Genomic DNA, 17048 nt, shown 5'->3' with positions numbered 1-17048 from the left:
GCCTGGCGCGGAAGAGCGCATGGGCGGCCGGCGGATCTCGAAGGCCGCGCGGGCATCAAGACCCCGCCCGACCTTTCTGCACCATAGTGCATTCATGGATCGTGGTTCAATGATGCTTCCCTGCCTGGCCTGAGTCGGCCGTCGCAGCATCGCGCGTCGCAGCATGCCCCGTCACTCCGGAGCGAGCACGGCTGCGGCCATGATTCCGGCCGCGCTCTCGCCGCCCAGCAGACGCCTCAGCGCGACATCGGCCCCGAAGTCGTCCCTCAGGACGAGGCGCAGTTGGGCGGCCATGAGTGAATCCAGGCCCAGATCGCACAACGGGCGCCGGGGGTCCAGGCGTTCCACCGTGGTGCCGAGAACCGCCGCGACATGTGCCAGGAAGCGTTCCTCCCGACTCCTGGACGTCTCGGTCGCCGCTTGAGGCGCCACCGGCACCTGAGGCACCCGACCGCCCCGGGCCTCCCGGCCCTCCTCGGCCTCCCGAGCGTCCCGCTCACGAGCGGTCGGTCCCGTCACGGTCACGGCTGGACCCTCGTAGGGAAGGAGGGAGACGCCCTGGAACTCCGCGATCAGGGCGCCGTCCGGGGCGCAGATGCGCACGTCGCACCGGGCGTCTTCCTCGCCCGGCTCACGCCTCCACTGTGAGGTGCTCCAGTACTCCCCGGCCGACGCGTCGCCGTTCCCCTTTGCGAGGACGACTCGATCGAAGGAGACCGGCAGATACGACCGGTCGGCCTCGCACGGGTCTCCTCCGTGCGGCCAGGCGCCCACCATCGTCAGCAGCCCGGCCTCCAGCCCGGCCGCACGCGTGGCCGTCACACCGGCACACGTCGCCTGCAGGCGGGCCACCGACTCTCCGTCGCGCCGCCACAGTTGCCGCACCCCGCGCAGGGCCGGGGCGACGGTGAACCCCCGCGCCTCCGTCCTGCGGTAGAACTCGGCGGCCGGTACGAACTCGGCACACCGGGTCAGGGGCCCGTCCAACGAGGCGGTCTCCGTGCCCGCTTCGGGTGCGCCGAGCCGTGCAAGGCCCTCCGCGCACCGCACGCTCTGCGGCCGGCCGTCGACGAACGCGTGCACGGCGAAACGGAAGGCGTCTTCACGGGCCGAGGGTTCCAGCTCGATCCGCAGGGTCGTCCCCGCCGCTTGGGCGAGCCGCAGCGGCGGGCCGCTCAGGCGTACCGCCTCCAGGGTGACCGGCCCGTCCCCGGCGAGGTCACGCAGTGTCTCGGCGACGGCCGTCAGGTGGACGACCGGTGGCACAGCTGTCACCCCGTGCACGGACACGCCCTCGCCGAAGTCCTCGATCCCGAGCCGGGTCAGGCGTATCTGCCGCTGGTGCGGCCGCGATGCCCCCGACCGCACCGTCGGGATCTCCGGCGCGGCTACCAGCTCCTCGGTGTCCCACGCGTACAGCGGGAGCGGTACGCGGCCGTGCCGGCACCTGGGACCGTACGGACGGCTCCAGTCGACTCGGGCTCCCAGGGCGAAGGCCCGGCCGAGGCTGCGGAGCGCGGCCGGAGCCTCGCTCTGGTGCCGTACCAGGGTCGGCACCACGGCCGCCGGCACCCCGAGCGCCTCCTGGCACTGCCTGACCGCCTGCTCGAGCAAGGGGTGCGGAGCCACCTCGATGAAGATGACGTCCCCGGCCTTGGCGACCTGCCGGACGGTCTCGGCGAACCGCACCGGGCGGCGGAGGTTGTCGATCCAGTACGCGGCATCCAGCTCGGCGCCCTGGACCGGTGCGCAGCGGACAGTGGAGAACATCGCGGTGCGGGCCGACTCCGGGCACACTCCCCGCAGGCGTTCCAGCAACTCAGGGCGTATCTCGTCCATGACCGGGGAGTGGGAGGCGACGTTCACCTTCACCGGTCGGCTGAAAACACCGCGCCGCTGAAGCTCCTCACCGATCGCGGTGAGGGCTCGGGCGTCTCCGGCCAGCACGGTCGCGGTGGGGGAGTTCTCCACCGCCACGCAGACCTCCTCGCCGTACGCCGCCGCGAGCGTGCGTGCCTCCTCGGGGGCGAGCTCGGCGGCGAGCATCGCGCCCCGGCCGGCCAGCCGCTGCATCAGCGTGCTGCGTCGGCAGATGACGCGAGCCGCGTCGCGCACGGACAGCGCGCCCGACACGGTCGCCGCCGCGATCTCGCCCATGCTGTGGCCGATGCACATGTCCGGCTCGACACCCAGGGACTGCCAGTGCGCGGCGAGGGCGACCTGTACGGCCCACAGCGCCGGCTGCACCACCTCCACGGCATCCGGCATCTCCCCGGCGTCACGTACCAGTTCCACGACCGACCAGCCCAGCTCCTCCGACACGGCCCGGTCGCACGCGCCGAGTGCCTCGCGGAAGGCCGCGGACGTCTCCAGCAGCTCGCGCCCCATGCCCCGCCACTGCGACCCCTGGCCGGGGAAGACGAAGGCCACCCGCCGCGCGCCGAAGCCGGCCTCGTCCAGGCCTCCGTCCGGAGTCGGCTCGCCCGAGGCGAGGGCGCGCAGGGTACGGGCCAGGTCGTCGTGGCCGGTTGCCACGGCCCACAGCCGGAAGGGGTGCGCGTCGCGCCCGGTCGCGGCGGAGCGGCAGATGTCCCGCAGGGTGTGGTCGCGTCCGCGCCCGCCGGGCTCCAGGTAGGCGGCGTACCGCGTGGCGAGCCGGCGCAGCGAGAGCGGGGTGCGGGCGCTGAGCACGAGCAGGTGCGGACCAGTGTCCCCGGCGCCGCCCGAGGCGGGCACCGGCTCGGGGTGCGGGGCGTACTCGGCTATCACCGCATGGGCGTTGGTGCCGGACAGGCCGAAGGAGCTGACCCCGATGACCGCCCGTTCCCCAGCGGGCTCGAGCGGTGTGTTGGCGCGCACCACTTCCACCGGGTGGCCGTCCTCGGCGAGGAGGGGGTGCGGGGAGGTGACGTGGAGGGATGCCGGGACAGTACGGTGCCGGGCCACCAGCACCGCCTTGATGAATCCGGCGATTCCGGCGGCGGCCTCGGTGTGACCGATGTTGCTCTTCACCGAGCCCACGGGGAGGGGGCGGTCCGCCGGGCGGCCGTCCCGCAACGCCTCGGCCAGCGCACGAAGTTCCACTCCGTCGCCGACCGTGGTTCCGGTGCCGTGGGCCTCGACGTAGTCGACCTCCGAAGGGCGGACCCCGGCGCTGCGCCAGGCCGCGCGCAGCATCTCCACCTGTCCCGTGACCGCGGGTTGCAGCAGCAGCCCGCTGCCACGCCCGTCGTTGGTGACCGCACTGCCGAGCAGCAGCGCGTGGACCGGGTCCCCGTCGGCGAGGGCCTCCGACAGCCGCTTGAGCACGACCACGCCCACACCTTCGCTGCGTACGAAGCCGTCGGCCGCGCTGTCACCGAACTTGCAGCGGCCGTCCGGCGAGAGCATCGCGGCCTGGGAGTAGGCGACGGCGTCCCGCGGGGACAGGATCACGTTGACGCCCGCGGCGATGGCCAGGTCGCACTCCCCGGCCAGCAGGCTCTGGCGGGCCGTGTGGACGGCGACCAGCGATGAGGAGCAGGCGGTGTCGAGTGTGACGCTGGGGCCCCGCAGGTCGAGGGCGTAGGAGACGCGTCCCGAGGTGACGGCACGCAGCCCGCTGCCAGCCAGCATGCGTACGTCGGCCGAGCCGGCCGGTCCGAGGGCGTCGGCGTACTCCGCCGTGGCCTGGCCCGCGAAGACGCCGGTGGCGCTGCCGGCGAGGGAGGACGGCGGGATGCCGGCGTCCTCCAGTGCCTCCCACACGACATGGAGCAAGAGGCGCTGCTGCGGGTCCATGGTGAGGGCTTCGCGCGGCGCGATACCGAAGAATCCCGAGTCGAACGCCCAGAGGTCGTCGAGGAACCCGCCATGACGGGACGTCAGCCTTCCCGGGGTGCCGGGCTTGCCGGCGTACAGCGGGTCGACGTCGAACCTCTCCCGGGGGACCGGCGTGACGGCGTCGGTGTTGCCCTCCAGAAGTCTCCAGTACTCCTCCACCCCCGAAGCGCCCGGGAACCTGCACCCCATGCCCACGACAGCCAATGCGTCAACGGTCTCCACTGCAGCCCCTCCCTATTCGTTGAGCGGTTCAAAAATACATCCCAGAACAAGTTTGTTCTTCAGGTCAACATCATTACGTCAGCGTGAACTCCTTGCTTCGACGAGAAGCTGCTCCGAGCAGAGCCTTATTACCTTCGTTGGGCCTGCGGTACGGCCCGTAGTCCCAAGAACGCGTCAAGATTCAACTATCCTCCAGTCCTTGCTTGAACTCCAGTTCATCTTTGTGCTTGAGTTGCCCGCCGTGAGGGGCCGGCTTCGGCTCCCCCGCCCGGCCCCTCACCACCGACCACCCATGAGCAGCACGAGGAGTGCGCATGCTGGAAAGCAGGAAGCTGGGCAGCCAGGGCCTGGAGGTCTCCGAACTCGGCCTGGGATGCATGGGGATGAGTCAGTGGTACGGCGCCACCGACGACCAGGAGTCCATCGCCACCGTGCACCGCGCACTGGAGCTGGGCTACACGCTGTTCGACACGGCCGAGGCCTACGGTCCGTACGACAACGAGGAGCTCCTCGGCCGCGCCCTCAAGGGACGGCGCGAACGAGCCGTGATAGCCACCAAGTTCGGCTTCCCCATGAAGCTCAAGGACGGCACCACGGCCGAGGCGGACAGCCGCCCCGAGCACATCGTCGAGGTCGTCGAGGCGTCCCTGAAGCGGCTGGACACCGACTACATCGACGTGCTTTACCAGCACCGCGTCGACCCGAAGGTGCCGATCGAGGACGTCGTCGGGGCCATGGCGGACCTCGTCGAGCAGGGCAAGGTGCGCTACATCGGCCTGTGCGAGGCCGGCGAGAGGACCATTCGCCGCGCCCACGCCGTCCACCCGCTCTCCGTCGTGCAGAGCGAGTTCTCCGTCTGGGAGCGCAACCTGGAGGACGGCGTCCTGCCGCTCCTGCGGGAACTCGGCATCGGCCTCGTCGGCTTCTGCCCGCTCGGCAGGGGTTTTCTGACCGGCGGCGTCAAGCGCGCCGAGGAGTACCCCGAGGACGACTTCCGCCATCACGACCCGCGCCTGCAGGGCGCCAACTACGACCAGAACATGGCGATCGCCGCCACCGTCCGCCGGCTCGCCGAGCTCCGGGGCCTGACTCCCGCCCAGCTCGCTATCGCCTGGGCGCTGCACCAAGGAGAGGACATCGTCCCGATCCCCGGCACCAAGCGGCGCACCTACCTGGAGGAGAACACCCGGGCCGCCACCGTGACGCTGGACGCGGACACCCTGGCCGAGATCGAGGCCGCCGTCCGCGCCGACCTGGTCGCGGGGCCCCGCTACAACGAGCGGATGATGGCCTACATCGACCGCTGAGCCGCGCCCGGTCCCCCTCCGCAGAACGCCACACGACGTTCGTCGCCGTTACCGGATCCCCGCTTTCCGGACCTTCGCCGTCCGGACCTCACAGGAGCACTCATGGAGACACCGCGCTGGCAGCAGCACTGGCACGCACGACGCGAGCCCTTCATGGAGGAGTGCCGGCAGGCCAGAGACGCCCTGCTGGCCGACTTGAAGGACCCCCTCACCGCACAACGGCGCGTGCTCGCCGACGTCATCGAGACGAGCGCCGGATCCGTCCACTGGCGGGAGCGCGGCTACGACTCCGTCGCCGCCGACCACGGTCGCTTCCGCGAAGTCCTGCCCGTGATGCGCTACGAGGACTTCGTCCCCGAGATCGAGCGCGAGACGCGCACCAAGGGCGGCATCCTGACCTGCAGCCCGGTGATGAGATGGCTGAAGACCAGCGGGACGACCGGTGTCCCCAAACGGGTGCCGTACACCCTGCACTGGCTGCTCACGTACCGCATACCGGCCATGAAGGCCATGTGGGGCACCTACCTGGAGCACCACCCCGAGCTGCTCGCCCACCCGTACGCCACGCTCGACACGCAGACCGTGCGCGAGGACGTCTACGACTTCGTACACGGCATCGAGCACCAGGCCATCAGCAACCGCCACCCGCAGATCAACAGCCGCGACTGGAACCCGCCGTGGTACGAGTCACCGTGGTTCGGCCCGCAGGTGCCGTCGAACCACGAGGGCCGCATGTACCACCGCATACGCCACCTCGTCGGCAAGGACCTGCACCACATCTCCTCCATCAACCCCAGCACCCTGATCTCGCTGCGCGACCTCCTCGCGCAGTACGGCGAGAGCCTGGTGCGCGACCTGCGCGAGGGCACCCTCGACGGCCGCCCGTACACCGCCCCGGACGAGGCCGCCGCCTCCCACCTGGAAGACGTCCTGCGGAAGCCGGACTTCACTCTCTCGGACGTGTGGCCCTCGCTCACGCTCTACACGTGCTGGCTCTCCGCCTCCGCCGGGCTGTATGGCGCCAAGCTCGACGCCGTCTTCCCGGGCGTGGCGAAGCTGCCGTTCATGAGCTGCGGCACGGAAGGCGTCACCACGATCCCGGTGGACGACTCGCTGCACAGCCAGCCGCTCGCCGTCAGCCAGGCGTTCTTCGAGTTCGTACCCGCCGAGGTGCCTCTCGGCGAACTGGTCGCCACCGGTGCCCGGATCGACACCCTGCTCGTCGACGAGGTCGAGCAGGGGCGCGACTACCACCTCGTCATGAGCCAGGGCAACGGCCTCTACCGGCTGTGGACCGGCGACATCTACCACGTCGACCGGATCGTGGACGGCACCCCGTGGGTGCACTTCGTGCACCGCGACGGCATCTTCCACTCCTTCACCGGCGAGAAGATCACCGAGGCCCAGGTCACCCAGGCCATCACACGCGGCCTCGACGCGTCCGGCCACGCCACCGGCCTCTACATGTGCGGGCCGCGCTGGGGCGAACTGCCCGGCTACGTCGTCGTCGCGGAGGTACCGCGGCCGTCACCCGAGCTCGACCGGACCCTGTCGGCCGCCGTCGACCGCGCCCTGCATGAGATCAACATCGAGTACGCGTCCAAGCGGGACAGCGGACGACTCGCCCCGCTGGAGGTCCGCACCGTGCCGCAGGACGCCATCACGGCGTACATCGAGAGCCGCCGCCAGGCCGGCAACGCCACCCAGTACAAGTACAAGCCGTTCCAGCGGGACATCGACTTCGTCGACGCGATCGTCGGCAGCTGAAGGGGGACCACCGAAGTGATCGAGACCAAGAGGCCACCGCAGAACATCCGCCGGGAGATCATCGGACTGCCGGTCGACGGTGCCGAGCTGGCGCTGCACCTGTGGCGGCCGCGGGGGAGGGCCAAGGGCGCGGTCTTCTACTTCCACGGGCTCCAGTCCCACGCCGGGTGGCTGTGGGAGGTGGGTCCGCAGTTCGCCGACAACGACATCGCCTTCTACGTGCTCGACCGCCGCGGCAGCGGCATCAGCGGCGGCACCCGCCACGAGCTGCCCGACGCCGCGACGGTGCTCGCCGACTACCGGGTCGCGCTGGAGCACGTACGGGGCGCGATCGGCGACGACGTGCCGCTGTCGCTCTTCGGGCACTGCCTGGGCGGGTCGTTCATGGCAGCGCTCATGCACCACCCCGAGTTCACCGTCCGGTACGACGCCGCCGTGTTCTGCTCGACGTGGCTGGGGAAGCTGCACGCCACGCTCGATCAGGACCAGCGCCGGGCCCTCGCGGCCGAGACGAGCCGGGAACTGTGGGACGCGGGCCTCAGGTCCGAGGACTTCACCGACGAGGCGCGGCACCGCCACTTCATCGACCACGACGATCTGGCCCTGCGGCAGCTGACCCGCCGGTCAAGGGCCACGCTGCTGGAACTCGAGAAGCTCTACATGGAGCCGCGGCGGGCCCTTCCGCCCGTGCCGGCGGCGTTCGTCTCCGGCCTCACGGACCCCATCGTGGACCTCGACGACGCGCAGCGGACGTTCCTCCGGATGACCGAGAGCCACGGGGCGCTGGTCCGGTTCGCCACGGACAAGCACTACCTCTTCTACACCGACGTGCGCGGGCGCCTCGTGGACTGGGCGTCCACCTTCACCCTCCTCCAGGGGCTGGACCGCAATGCCTGAACCGTTCGAGGCCGTGCTGTACCGCGTCGAACTGCCCATGGCCGTCGGCTTCGACCACCCGGCGCGGCGCCGTTCGCGGTCCGACAGCCTTGTGCTCCGACTGGACGTCGACGGCGTGAGCGGCATCGGGGAGTGCGCTCCCCGGCCATACGTGACCGGTGAGACGACCGACTCGGTCACCGCGGCCCTGTACGGCGTCCCCCTGGACGACATCGTCGCCCGTCTGCGCCACGGCGACCCGGCCGAGCTGCTCGCCGGGCTGCGCCGCGACGGTGTCGCCGGCACCTTCGGGGTGACCGGCGGCAACAACCTGCTGTGCCTGCTGGAGACCACGCTGCTCGACCTGCTGGGCAAGCTGCTCCGGCTCGGCGGCCAGGAGCTGGTGCCCGCCGGGCCCCGGCCGGCCGCGCTGCCGTCATCCCTGCCGGTGTCGCAGGTGCTCGACCTCCGCCTGGACGTCGAGGAGTTCCTCGCCGAGCGGGGGCCCTTCCACTTCGTCAAGATCAAGGCCTCCTCCGACCCCGCCCGTGACGTCCGCGCGGTCGCCCGGATCCGTGCCCACGTCGGTGACCGGGTGCCGATCATGGTCGACGCCAACATGAGCTGGTCCCCCGAGGAGGCCGCCGGCCACGTCCGGGCGCTGCTCGACGCCGGGCTCACCCTCGTGGAGGAGCCGCTGGCCCGGGGAGCCTGGGACGCGCTCGCCCGGCTGCGTACCGCCACGGGCGTGCGCATCATGCTGGACGAGTCGGTCCGTACGCTCGACGACGCCCGCCGGGCCGTGGAGCACGGCGCCTGCGACGCGTTCAACGTGCGCGTGGCCAAGAACGGCGGTCCGGTGGGCGCCGCGAGGATCGCCGGACTCGCCCGGCGCGAGGGGCTCGCCTTCCAGGTCGGCGTCCAGGTCGCCGAAGTGGGACCACTGATCAACGCGGGCCGCGCCCTCGCCTTCCGCAACGCGGACGCGCTCACCGTCGAGGCGGGTCAGTCCGACCGATTCTTCCCCGACATGATCGTCTCCCCGCGCCCCGCCGTGTGCCGGGCCACCAACACCCTCACCCCCGCTCCGGGCCACGGCTTCGGAGTGGAACTCAACGCACTCGCCGACCGCTGGGCCACCGGGCGCCGGACCGGTGGTGACCCGTCCTGGACCCGCGTCGCCCGCCCCGCGTCCCGTACCGAGGAACTCGTATGACAACCTCCTACTTCTCCGACCTGGTCGTTCAGTTCCTGCACCAGCAGGGCATCGACACCGTGGTCTTCAATCCCGGCGCCTCCTTCCGCGGGGTGCACGACTCCCTGGTGCACGAGGGGAACGCCGACATCGCGCCCGGCATCGTGATGGCCTGCCACGAGGAGATCGCGGTGGCCGTCGCGCACGGCTACCACAAGGCCTCCGGGCGGCACATGGGCGTCCTGGTCCACGCCAACGTCGGTCTGCTGCACGCTTCGATGGCCGTCTTCAACGCCTGGTGCGACCGCGTTCCGCTCCTCGTCATCGGCGGCAACGGCCCGGTCGACGCCGGGAAGCGCCGCCCCTGGATCGACTGGATCCACACCTCCCAGAACATCGAGTCCGTGGTCAAGGACTACGTGAAGTGGTGCGACCAGCCGGTCGGGCAGCGGGCCACCGTGGAGTCCCTCTACCGCGCCTTCAAGCTCATGAACACGCCGATGCACGCTCCGGTTTTCGTCGCGCTGGACTTCGACGTGCAGGAGCAGCCGCTGGAGGACGGCGTTCGGCTGCTGCCGGCCGACGCCACCGAGCCCGCCCGGCTTCCCGGGCTGGACCAGGAGGCGCTCGGTGATCTCACCGAGCGGCTGCTCGCCGCCCGTACGCCCGTGCTCGTGGTGGACTTCTCGGGCCGCGACCCCGGCACCGTCGCCCCTCTGGTCGCGCTCGCCGAGTCGCTCGGCCTGGCCGTGGTCGACCGGGGCAACCGCCTCAACTTCCCCAACACTCACCAGCTCAACGTCAGTCACACCGGTGCCGGTGTGCTCGCCGAGGCCGACCTGGTGGTGGCCCTGGAGGTGCAGGACCTGGTGGGGGCTCTCGGGTCCTTCCTGCCGCTCACCGACGCGGGGGTGCCGGCCAACGGCGCCGACGTGGTCACCATCGGGTTCAACGAGCTGCTGACCAGCAAGTGGGCTGCGGACTACCAGCAGTTCGTGCCGGTCACCCGCTCCATCGCCGCCGACACCGCGGCCTCGATCGCGGCCCTGCGCTCGGTGGCGGAGGACCCGGAAGGACCGTTCGCCACGGCCGCCTTCACCGCACGCCGCGAGGAACGGACCAAGGCCCTCGCCGCCGCCCACAGCGAGGCGCGGGCCGAGTGGGCCCGGCAGGCCGAGGCCACCAAGGCGGGCCGGCACATCAACGTGGCCGGAGCGGTCGACGAGATCCACCGGGCCGTGCGCGACGAGGAGTGGATCCTCACCAACACCGGCAGTCTCACCATCGACGGCTGGGTCAAGAAGCTGTGGCCCATGGAGCGTCCCGGCAGCTACCTCGGTCTCAACGGCGGCGGCGGACTGGGCTACGGCCTCGGCGCCTCGATCGGTGCCGCGCTCGCCCACAAGGACGACGAGACCCTGTGCATCGACCTCCAGGCGGACGGCGACCTGCTGTACACGCCCAGTGCCCTGTGGACGCTCGCCGCCCATGACGTACCGCTGCTGGTGATGGTCATGAACAACCGCCTGTACCTCAACTCCACCCAGCATGCCGAACGCATCGCGGGCAACCGCGACCGGGACATCGACCGGGCGCACATCGCCACGAGCTTCTACGACAACCCCGTCGACTTCGTCACGATGGCCCGCTCGTACGGGATCCACGCCCTGCCCCGCGTCGAGAGCATCGACGGTGTCGCACCGGCCGTGCGCGAGGCGGTGGCCCACCTCAAGACCCACCGCAAGCCGGTGCTCGTCGAGATCCTCATGGAGTGACGGGGCGGCACAGCCTCACCGACGACCCCTCCCCCACTTCCCCAGGAGATCCGACCATGACGGTGCTCTTCGCATGCACCTACGACGACGAGCGGTACGTCGGCCGAGGCGTCCCCGGTGACGCCGAGGCACTCCGCCTGTACCCGCTGCACGGCGACGACCTCGCCGCCCTCCTGCTCCGCACATCCGCCGGCGACCCGGCCGCCGCCCTCGACGCGCTGCTCGACGGCAGGGCCGCCGTCGACGTCCCGCCGAGCGAGCGCCATCGCGTGACGATGCGGCCCCCGCTGATGCCCGAGCACGTGGGTGACGCGCTCGTCAGCGGCTTCATGATGACCCACAACGTCAAGATCGACGCCTCGACGCAGGACCAGCCCAACTGGTTCGTCAAGGGCCTCGGCGACGCGCTGAAGCTCCCGGGCGAGCCGCTGTCGGTGCCGGCCGACGCGGTCGCCGTGTGCGAGGAGGCCGAGGTGGTCCTCGTGTACGTCGGGGACGAGACGGGCGTCCCGCGCTACGTCGGCCACACCTTCGGCAACGACCTGACGGACATCGGGCGCTTCAAGTCGGACGCGGGCCACCTGTCGTACGCCAAGCTCTGCGACGCCGCCGTGGCCCCCTGGCTCCACCTGGCCGAACCGCCGCACTCGGTCCGGGGCGAGGTCACCATCGAGCGCGACGGTGCGCCGGTCTGGAAGGGGCCCTTCACGACGGGCACCGACGCGATCCACTACGACGTGGCCACCATGGTGTCCCGGCTCTTCGCGTTCGAGGCCCTGCACCGGCCGGGCCGCGTGCACTACGTGTACCTCGGGGCCGACCGCAGCAGCTTCCACGGCGGCCACCGGATGCGTGACGGCGACCGGGTCACCATCGATGTGACGAGCCACGGGGTACTCCTGTCCAACCGGCTCGCCTGGGCCCGCCCGTGTGCCGCCCTGCCGGGGGAGGGATGACGGCCATGGGCGCCACCCGGAGGCTGAGCGACGTCGAGGCGTCCTTCGCGTACACCCACGCCCTGATGCACGGCACCACCCAGGTCACCACGCATGTCGCCGTGCGGGGCCTGCTCCCTTCCGACCGGGTGGACCGGGCCGTCCGCCGGTGGGCGCGCGACCTGCCGGTCCTGTCGCTGCGCATCGAGGAGCGGCGCGACGGGCTGTGGTTCCGGCAGGGACCCGGGCCGGGCCCCTCGCAGATACGGCACGCGGTGATCACCACGCCGGACTCGGCGGACGCGGTGCTGAGGCGTGAGCTCAACGACGAACTTCAGACCGGGGGACCGCTGTGGCGCCTGCTCGTGGCCGGTGAGCCGGACACCGGGCTCACCCACCTGTTCTTCACCCGCAACCACGCCATCTCCGACGGTCACTCCACGGGCGCCGTCGTACGGGCCCTGCTCGACCGCCTCGACGGTGAGGAGGCCGCACCACCGGGCGGCTCCGGCACCTACGGGGACGTGGGCCGGACGGCCCCGAACGCGGACGAGCTGCCCTACCGTCCGCCCGCGTGGGACGGACCGGCGGAGCCGCTGTCGGCGGGGGAGCGGCCCGGATCCGTACCGTTCCACTCCCGCGCCCCGTGGAGCGAGCGCGCCGCCGACTTCGTGCCGATCACGCTCCCGCCCGGCCGCGGCCCGGCACTCAAGGCGTGGTGCCGCGCCCGTGAGGTGACGGTCAATCAGTTTCTGGCGGCCGCGCTGGCCGAGTCGTTCGCGCAAGCCACGGGCCGCACGGACGTCCCGTTGTGCACGGCCGTCTCGCTGCGCCGACGGTACGCCGGACCCGACCCGCTCCCGGACGTCGGCTGCTTCATCAACGTGGTCGACGTGCCGCTGCGGGTCGGCGACGGCGGCCCGGCCGCGCTCGCGCTCCATTACGGCGCCGCGCTGCGGCGGGCGGACGCCCTGTGGCGGCCGCCCCGGCGGGATCACGCCACGATCCGCCGCGCGGTCCAGGAGACCGCGGCCGCGACGGACGCCCGGGGTGTCTGCATCACGAACGTCGGGGTCGTCGACCCCGCGCTCGGCCCGCACGCGCACCGGGTGGCGGGGTTCCGGACCGTGGTCAACCGCACGGGCGCCAACTACGCGATGGTGCTCCATGTGGCCACCTACGGCGGCGTGCTGGGCCTCGACCTCGCGTACGGCACGCCGAGCACGGACCCGGCCACGGTACGGGCGGTGGCGAAGGGACTCCACGACCGCGCGGTACGGCCGGGCGCGCCCGCCGCGCCGCCCGGGGGCCCGGACGGGGGCCCGCTCGCCGCGACGACCTAGTTCGAACCCAGCACGAGATCGAGCAGGCCTGGGAACCGCTCGTCGAACTCCGGCCGACGCAGGCGGTTGAGCCGCTTGGGGCCGGCGTCCCGCTGTTCCAGGAGCCCGGCCTCGCGCAGAACGGCGAAGTGCCGGCTGAGCGTCGCCTTGGTCACCGGCACGTCGAAACTCCCGCACGAGCGCTCCCAGTCGCCGGCTTCGGCCAATTCACGTACGAGCGAGCGCCGAACGGGGTCGGCGAGTGCGAGCAGGGCGTTCTCCAGGTGCACGTCCCGCGGATGCGTGTGCACCGGCGGCAGACGGTGGCTGGTGGCGGCCGTCGCCGGCTGGTTCGCGGGGCGCCCGCCTCCGGGCGCGCTCTGCGCGTGCGCTGCTGTCATGGCCGGTTCTCCGTCCCGTTCGCCCGTGCCCGGATTTCGCCGGGCCGGATTGCCGAGTGTTCGACGTGATGCGTACACTCCGACGTGTTCGCTCTACGACGAACAGTCTACGGGGCCCAGCGCGTAGCGCGTCGAGGCCCGCCCTCCCACACTCCCGCCTCCATGCCCTCCCGGCATCGACGAAAGGACGAGCGTGACTCGCCAACAACCCCCCACGACCGCCCGGCCGGGCCTGACCCTCTTCGCCGCCTGCCTGGGCTTCGTCGTCGTCATCCTCGACGTCAGCGTGGTCAACGTCGCGACCAAGGCCCTCGCCGGCGACTTCGGCGGCAGCCTCTCCGGCCTCGAGTGGGTCATCAACGGGTACACGCTCACCTTCGCCGCGTTCCTGCTCACGGCCGGCGCCATGGGGGACCGCTTCGACCCCAAGCACATCTTCATCTGGGGCTTCGCTCTCTTCGCCGTCACGTCCTTGGCCTGCGGAGCCGCTCCCTCGCTGGTCGCCCTGATCGCCGCCCGCGTCATCCAGGGCATCGGCGCCGCCATGATCGTGCCGTCCTCCCTGTCCCTGGTGAACACCAACTTCCCCGACCCCGCCCGGCGCACCCGCGCCGTCAGCCTGTGGGCCGCCGCGGGCGGCCTCGCCCTGGCTGTCGGCCCGGTCGTCGGCGGGGTGCTCGTGGACTGGCTCGGCTGGCGCTCCATCTTCTACGTCAACATCCCCATCGCCCTTGTCGGCATCGTGCTCACCAAGATGTACGCGCTGCCCGCTCCCGCCCGCGACCGGTCCGTACGCCGCTCGCTCGACCTGCCGGGCCAACTGCTCGCCGTCGTCGGCCTGGGCACCCTGACCGCCGCGATCGTCGAGGCGAACGCCCAGGGCTGGACCTCCCCACTCGTCCTCGTCTGCGCGGCGGTCTTCCTCGTCTCTCTGATCGCCTTCATCGCGGTGGAACGGCGCAGTTCCGACCCGATGCTGCCGCTGCACCTCTTCGGCCGGAAGGCCTTCAGCTCCACCTCGCTCATCGGCGTCCTGCTGAACTTCGCCTTCTACGGCCTCATTTTCGTCTTCAGCCTCTTCTTCCAGCAGGTCTGGTCGTACTCCCCGATCACCGCCGGCCTCGCCTTTCTCCCGATGACCGCCGCGATCATGGCCGCCAACCTCGCGTGCGGGCCGCTCGTCAAGCGGTACGGAGCGCGCACGGTGCTGCTCACCGGCAACACCCTGGCCGCCGTCGGCTACCTGACCACCGTCCCGGTCGTCGGATCCGCGTCGTACGCCGCGATGGCCGTCCAGTTCCTCGTCGCGGGCTTCGGCATCGGCCTCGTCGTGCCCTCCATGACCAACGCGATGCTCGGCGCGGTGGACCCGGCCAACGCCGGCATCGCCTCCGGCGTCCTCAATGCCTCCCGCCAGCTCGGCGGCCTGATAGGCGTCGCCGTGATGGGCCTGCTCGTCGGACAGGCGACCTCGGGCCACTTCCTGTCCGGGCTGCGCGCCGCCCTCATCGCCGCCGTCGTGGCCCTTGTCATCAGCGCCGTACTGAGCGCGACCGGCATCCGGGGCGCGGGCGCCCCCACCCCCTCCCCGGCCGGCAGGCCCGCCCGTACCGCCGACACGGCCGGGACGCGCTGACACCACGCCCCCCAACGAAAAGGAACGCCATGCCGCACCTTGTCCTCGAGTACTCGGGAAACGCCCGCGACCCCTTCGATCCCGCGGCCGTCTTCACCCGGCTCCACACGGAACTGGCGGCCGTCGCGGGATTCCGCGTCCAGGACTTCAAGAGCCGAGCCGTCCGCATGGACACGTACGCCATCGGCGCCGGCGACCACGAGCAGTCCTTCGTCAACCTCGACGTCCGCACCTTTGCCGGCAAGTCACCGGAGCTGAAGGCCGCGATCTGCCGCACCGCCCTCGCGGTTCTCGCCGACGCCTTCCCGCGGACTCTGCGCGAGACCGCCTGCGACATCTCCGTCCAGGTCACCGAACTCGACCGCACCGCCTACGCCCGCACCCGGTCCGACGACCGGCCCGGCGCCGTCACCGCGGCCTGACCACCACGTCCCCACCACTACGTACAGGAGCACACTCAGCCATGAGCGACCACACGGGCCGGCGCGCCCTGATCGTCGGCGGCACCTCCGGTGTCGGTCTCGCCACCGCCCGGGAATTCGTCGCCCGGGGCACCGACACCGTCATCGCCTCCCGATCCCCGCACAAACTCCAGGCAACCCTGGCCGAACTCGCCCCGCTGGGCGGCAGCGTCACCGCCCAGGCCCTCGACATCCGATCCGACACAGAGGTCGAGGAGTTCGCCGCCCTGGCCGGGACGTTCGACCACGTCGTCGTCTCGGCGGGGGAAACCCCCATGGGGCGGGTCGACACCCTGTCGCTCGCCGACGCCTACGCCGCCATGGACAGCAAGTTCTGGGGTGCGTACCGCATCGCCCGTGCCGTCCGTATCGACCCCGCCGGCTCCCTCACCCTGGTGGCCGGCTATCTGTCACAGCGCCCCGGCAAGGCCTCCGCCCTCCAGAGCGCCATAAACGCCGCCCTCGAAGCCCTCGTCCGGGGCCTCGCCCTGGAGTGCGCGCCCCTGCGCGTGAACGCCGTGTCGCCGGGCCTGCTGCGCACCCCGCTCTGGGACGGACTGCCCGAGGCCGACCGCGACAGCATGTACGAGGCAGCCGCCCGGCGCCTGCCGGTGGCCCGCGTAGGTGAGGCCTCCGACATCGCGTCGGCCGTTCTCTTCCTGGCCGGCAACGCGTACGCGACCGGTTCGACGGTCTACGTCGACGGCGGCGGCACCATCGCCTGACGCCTCCCGCCCCTCAGACCCTCCTCCGGCCCTGGCTAATGCCGCGCAGCGGCAGGCCATGGAGGCCGCTGGAGGGGAGATCTCTCCGGACGGCCCGAGGTCGTCGCAGACGACGTGATCCGCGTGCCGGTCACCGCCCCTGCCTTGGTGGCGACCCCGTATCGCGTTCCTCGCGTATCGCGAGGGCCCGTCGCCACCGGGGTGTACGACTCGCACACCCCGGTGGGACGAGAGGTCACCAGACGCGGCTGCAGCCGGCGGGGGCCCTCTCCGGGTAGTAGTTGCACACGTTGATCTGTACGCCGTCCACGTTGGACAGCGTGGTGTTGTACGTTCCGTTGACCTTGACCCGCTTGCCGGAGTTCCAGCTCCACTGGCCGTTCTGGTACTTCCAGTAGCTCAGGTAGAGGCCGCCCGCCCAGCCGTCGCCCGGGCACTCGTCCCGGACGGTGATGTCGAAGTAGGCGTTGTAGGTGTCACGTCCCTGGGCCGTACCTCCGCCGCGGCTCGGGTCAGCGCCTGCTTCTTGCTCATGCCGGCGCTGTACCTAAAGCGTGTTGCAGAAGGCTGTATTCGGGCAGGCCAGAGCGGGTTTGCGGCGGGT

Annotated in this window: 12 protein-coding genes; 10 read left to right on the top strand and 2 right to left on the bottom strand. The window is 71.4% G+C overall.

What is annotated here, in order from left to right; translation table 11 throughout:
- Positions 1-171: 171 nt before the first annotated feature.
- A complete protein-coding gene (locus tag BKD26_RS35755) occupies positions 172-4044 on the bottom strand; it encodes a type I polyketide synthase (RefSeq protein ID WP_143662761.1) in 3873 nt (1290 codons plus the stop codon).
- 314 nt (positions 4045-4358) lie between these two features.
- Between BKD26_RS35755 and BKD26_RS35750 the strand changes: the two genes are divergently transcribed.
- From BKD26_RS35750 to BKD26_RS35715, 7 genes are all read left to right on the top strand, one after another.
- Positions 4359-5351, top strand: a complete 993-nt coding sequence (locus tag BKD26_RS35750) for an aldo/keto reductase (protein WP_084906905.1) — start codon at positions 4359-4361, stop codon at positions 5349-5351.
- Positions 5352-5453: 102 nt separating this feature from the next.
- A complete protein-coding gene (locus BKD26_RS35745) occupies positions 5454-7118 on the top strand; it encodes a GH3 auxin-responsive promoter family protein (protein ID WP_084906903.1) in 1665 nt (554 codons plus the stop codon).
- Between the two features lie 15 nt (positions 7119-7133).
- Positions 7134-8015 (top strand): alpha/beta hydrolase, encoded by an 882-nt coding sequence (locus tag BKD26_RS35740; RefSeq protein WP_084906901.1) that lies wholly within the window; start codon positions 7134-7136, stop codon positions 8013-8015.
- Positions 8008-9210, top strand: coding sequence for an enolase C-terminal domain-like protein (locus BKD26_RS35735; protein ID WP_084906899.1), 1203 nt, complete (start codon positions 8008-8010; stop codon positions 9208-9210). The genes BKD26_RS35740 and BKD26_RS35735 overlap by 8 nt, the downstream gene beginning before the upstream one ends.
- Entirely contained in the window at positions 9207-10964 is a 1758-nt protein-coding gene (locus BKD26_RS35730; RefSeq protein WP_084906897.1) for a thiamine pyrophosphate-dependent enzyme, read from the top strand. Before BKD26_RS35735 ends, BKD26_RS35730 begins: the two co-directional genes overlap by 4 nt.
- 56 nt (positions 10965-11020) lie before the next feature.
- Complete coding sequence (locus tag BKD26_RS35725) at positions 11021-11920, top strand: FAH family protein (protein ID WP_084906895.1); 900 nt, start codon at positions 11021-11023, stop codon at positions 11918-11920.
- A gap of 5 nt (positions 11921-11925) precedes the next feature.
- Entirely contained in the window at positions 11926-13242 is a 1317-nt protein-coding gene (locus tag BKD26_RS35715) for a hypothetical protein (RefSeq protein WP_107418113.1), read from the top strand.
- Here the strand turns inward: BKD26_RS35715 and BKD26_RS35710 are convergent.
- Positions 13239-13622 carry a helix-turn-helix domain-containing protein gene (locus BKD26_RS35710; protein ID WP_084906888.1) on the bottom strand — a complete coding sequence of 128 codons (384 nt, stop codon included), beginning with the start codon at positions 13620-13622 and terminating at the stop codon, positions 13239-13241. The genes BKD26_RS35715 and BKD26_RS35710 overlap by 4 nt on opposite strands.
- A 193-nt stretch (positions 13623-13815) precedes the next feature.
- Between BKD26_RS35710 and BKD26_RS35705 the strand changes: the two genes are divergently transcribed.
- From BKD26_RS35705 to BKD26_RS35695, 3 genes are read left to right on the top strand one after another with little or no spacing between them, the layout of a single operon-like run.
- Entirely contained in the window at positions 13816-15258 is a 1443-nt protein-coding gene (locus BKD26_RS35705) for an MFS transporter (RefSeq protein WP_084906886.1), read from the top strand.
- 29 nt (positions 15259-15287) lie between these two features.
- Positions 15288-15680 (top strand): hypothetical protein, encoded by a 393-nt coding sequence (locus tag BKD26_RS35700; protein ID WP_084906884.1) that lies wholly within the window; start codon positions 15288-15290, stop codon positions 15678-15680.
- Positions 15681-15721: 41 nt separating this feature from the next.
- On the top strand, positions 15722-16444 hold the full coding sequence (locus BKD26_RS35695; protein WP_084906881.1) for an SDR family oxidoreductase: 723 nt from the start codon (positions 15722-15724) through the stop codon (positions 16442-16444).
- Positions 16445-17048: the final 604 nt, after the last annotated feature.

This window comes from Streptomyces sp. CB03238 (genome assembly GCF_002099185.1).
In the GTDB taxonomy this organism is placed as follows: Bacteria; Actinomycetota; Actinomycetes; order Streptomycetales; family Streptomycetaceae; genus Streptomyces.
Note: the sequence above shows the minus strand (reverse complement) of the source record. Positions and strands in the feature narration are given on the sequence as shown.